This is a genomic window from Geobacter sp. (genome assembly GCF_030834625.1).
Classification (GTDB): domain Bacteria; phylum Desulfobacterota; class Desulfuromonadia; order Geobacterales; family Geobacteraceae; genus Geobacter.
In genome coordinates, this window is the sequence record NZ_JAUQXO010000073.1 from 1 (window position 1) to 3189 (window position 3189).

Consider the following 3189-nt stretch of genomic DNA (forward strand, 5'->3'; position numbering starts at 1 on the left):
TCGGCGGTCTCGTCGACAATCTCCGCGATGGTGGCGAGCTGGGGGAGGTAGATGTTTTTGCTGTGATCGCACATGGAGAAAACCTTTTTTAATAACACGGAGCAACTGAGCAACGGAGAAAAACAAAATCAACTTCGTATAACTGAGATATTCAGGAAGTTCAGGCATTATGCTCTATCCTGATTACCTGATTAATTCTTTGGGTTTTACGCCTTTCTCCGTGTGCTCCGTTGCTCCGTGTTATTCTTGGCCTTTTGAATTGATCTCTTCCAAAACCGCCGCGATGTCGATCCCCACCGGGCAGGCGCGGATGCACCTGCCGCAGCCGGTGCACAGCCTCTGGTCGAACTTGTCCACGTAGTACGTGAACTTGTGCATGATCCGGTTGCGGTAGCGCTGGGGCTGCACCTCGCGGGGGTTGTGGCCCGAGGCGTGACCGGTGAACTTGCCGAAGCCGCAGGCGTCCCAGTGCTTTCGCCGCGCCCCTTTCGCCTCGCCCCCCTCGTCGCTGATGTCGAAGCAGTGGCAGGCGGGGCAGAGGAAGGCGCAGGCGCCGCAGCCGGCGCAGCGGGAGGCAATCTCCTCCCAGAGGGGGTCCTCAAAGTGGCTGTCGAGCCAGCTCTTGATTTTGTCCAGGTCGAGCTTACCCAGGGCGGGCTCGGCCAGGGGAAGGGGCTCGCCGGTGCCGTCGGCGAAAAGGTCGCCATGGGCGGCGAGGAGCGCCTCTCCCTTCTCCGTCACCGGGTCGCAGCGGTAGCCGCCATCCCGAAGCGGGGTGAGGAACAGGTCGCTCCCCTTCGTGTCCTTGGGAGAGAGCCCCACCGCGGTGCAGAAGCAGGCATCGTCGGCTTTCGTGCAGGCCAGGCCGATGATGGTGGTCTTTCTCCGGCGCGCGAGGTAAAACTCGTCCTTGAAATCCCAGGAAAAGACCGCGTCCAGGACCGGGGCGGCGGCCACGTCGCAGGGGCGGGCGCCGATGAGGACCGTTTCCGGGAAGCGGGTCGGGTCCACGTCGCTGACCGTGACCCCCTCCTTGTCCCGCTCGTAGGTGAGGATGGTCTCGCAGAGGGGGAAGAAGGTCTCCTTGCCGGAGCGGCGGGGAAGCTCCCCCAGGTTCAGCTCCTCGCCTGCTGACAAGGGCTCGTAGAGGGTCATGGTGCCGGCGGCCCTGGGGCCCACGACCCGCTTTCCTTCAGTGACAAGCGTGTCGATGAGACGGCGGAGGTTTGGTTCGGTGATCATCTTTGGCATGGATAACCCTTTTGATAACACGGAGCAACGGAGCAACGGAGAACGGCTTAAATCCAATCTTTGAGGGTAAACCCTTAAACCAGTTGCCTTTTTCTGTTTTTCGGTTTTCTCCGTGTGCTCCGTTGCTCCGTGTTATTCCAGGTTTTGAGGTTTTGGTTATTTGATGAACGACTGGTCGTCGTCTTCCCGGTACTCCGCCAACGGCCCCTTCTCCTTCGGTTCGAACCCTGCCTCGAAGCCGTAGAGCTCCTTCAGCTCTTTCGCCATCTTGCGGTTCAACAGATTCAGGGGGATGTCCATGGGGCAGACCCGCTCGCACTCGGCACAGCCGGCGCATCTTCCGGCCAGATGCATGGCGCGCACGATATGCCACGCCATGTTCCCGGCGGGCCGCGGGGTGGTCTCCACCGCCTGGGGGCGGTTTCGGTCGCACAGGCACTGCTCGCAGTAGCAGAAGGGACAGACCTGGCGGCAGGCATAGCAGCGGAGGCAGCGGGAGAAGTGCTCCTTCCAGAAGCTCCACCGCTCCGCCGGGGTCATGGCCTCCAGCCGCGCCAGCTCCTCGGACTCCGCCGGGGTGAAGTGGGGCAACTCGGGCAGGGTGCCGACGGTCGCGTCGGTCCCCTCGGGGGTGTGCACGGTGCACTCCCGGCATTTGCGCGCCATGGTCTCTTCGGAAAGGGGGAGGCTCCTGTCGGCGCCGCTCCCCTGGACCCCGGCGCAGACCACGCCGATGATGTGAAGCTCCTCGCGCTTCAGCTGGTTCTCCCCCATGAGGCCAGCCAGGGCCTTGAGATCGCACCCCTTGGCCACGATGGCGATCCGCCCCTTCTTCCGGATCTCCTTCTTGGCCTTGGTGAGGTAGAGGGCCAGGTTGTTGACGCAGGCCGGGGAAAAGATGAGTTTTTCTGCCCCGGCCGGGTCGGTGACGATGGCCGGCATGGCGGTGCCCGCGCGACGTCCCGCCTGCCACCCCACCACGGCGGCCACGGTGCCGCTTTCCAGGACCTTTTTCGCTTCCTGGCGGATGGCGTCGGTGACGGCGGTGTAGAGGGCGGGGTCGATGGTGCTTGCCGGATCGAGTTTCTTGGCCGTGTTGTTCATGTCAGATCTTCCCCACTGCCTCGTACGCCTCTTTGAGCTCCGGCGAGTCGATAACTCCGGACCACTGCTCCTCTGCCTCCAGTTCCTTGAACTCCCGCAGGGGCCCCATCTGGCGAACCCGCTCGGTGAGCTCCGTGGCCACCTGGACCCATTTGCCCCCCTCTGCGGCAGAGACCCAGGAGAACTGCAAGCGCTGCAGGTCGACGCCGATGAAGTCCAGGAGCGCCCGGAAGGCGGCAAATCTGCGGCGGGCGTGGAAGTTCCCGGCCATGTAGTGGCAGTCGCCGGGATGGCAGCCGGAGACAAGCACCCCGTCGGCCCCCTTCTGGAAGGCCCGCAGGATAAAGACCGGATCGATGCGGCCGGTGCAGGGGAACTTCACCACCCGGGTGTTGGCCGGGTATTGCATGCGTGATGTCCCGGCCAGGTCCGCCCCGGCGTAGGTGCACCAGGTACAGACGAAGGCGACGATTTTTGGTTCGAATGCGTGCGGTTTCTTTTCAGCGTGCATTGGTTCCTCGTAGGGGCGGGGTTGCCCCGCCCAGGGCGCGGAGACCGCGCCCCTACAGCGATTCTATCATGGCCATGATCTGCTCATCCGTGTACCCGTCCAGCTCTACGCTCTTGGACGGGCACGTTGCCTGGCAGGTGCCGCAGCCACCGCAGACCCCGGGGTTGACATACGCCACGACCCGGATCAGGTTCCCCTGCCGGTCCCGGATCTCCTTCTCCTCCACGGCGCCGTAGGGGCAGACCTTCTTGCAGTAGAGGCAGGCCACGCAGTTCTTCTCGTTCACCTTGGCGACGATGGGTTCGCGCTCCAGTTCGTCCCGG

Annotated in this window: 4 protein-coding genes; all 4 read right to left on the reverse strand. The window is 63.4% G+C overall.

Features of this window, described 5'->3' with window-relative positions:
* Nucleotides 1-240: 240 nt before the first annotated feature.
* Complete coding sequence (locus RCH91_RS17640) at nucleotides 241-1251, reverse strand: 4Fe-4S dicluster domain-containing protein (protein ID WP_306536323.1); 1011 nt, start codon at nucleotides 1249-1251, stop codon at nucleotides 241-243.
* A gap of 156 nt (nucleotides 1252-1407) precedes the next feature.
* The gene (locus tag RCH91_RS17645) at nucleotides 1408-2355 is read right to left on the reverse strand and encodes a 4Fe-4S dicluster domain-containing protein (RefSeq protein ID WP_306536324.1); all 948 of its coding nucleotides are present in this window, start codon (nucleotides 2353-2355) and stop codon (nucleotides 1408-1410) included.
* 1 nt (nucleotide 2356) lies between these two features.
* Entirely contained in the window at nucleotides 2357-2866 is a 510-nt protein-coding gene (locus RCH91_RS17650; RefSeq protein WP_306536325.1) for a hydrogenase iron-sulfur subunit, read from the reverse strand.
* A gap of 52 nt (nucleotides 2867-2918) precedes the next feature.
* Nucleotides 2919-3189, reverse strand: a 271-nt coding sequence (locus RCH91_RS17655; RefSeq protein WP_306536326.1) for a 4Fe-4S dicluster domain-containing protein, incomplete at its 5' end; no start/stop codon positions are given.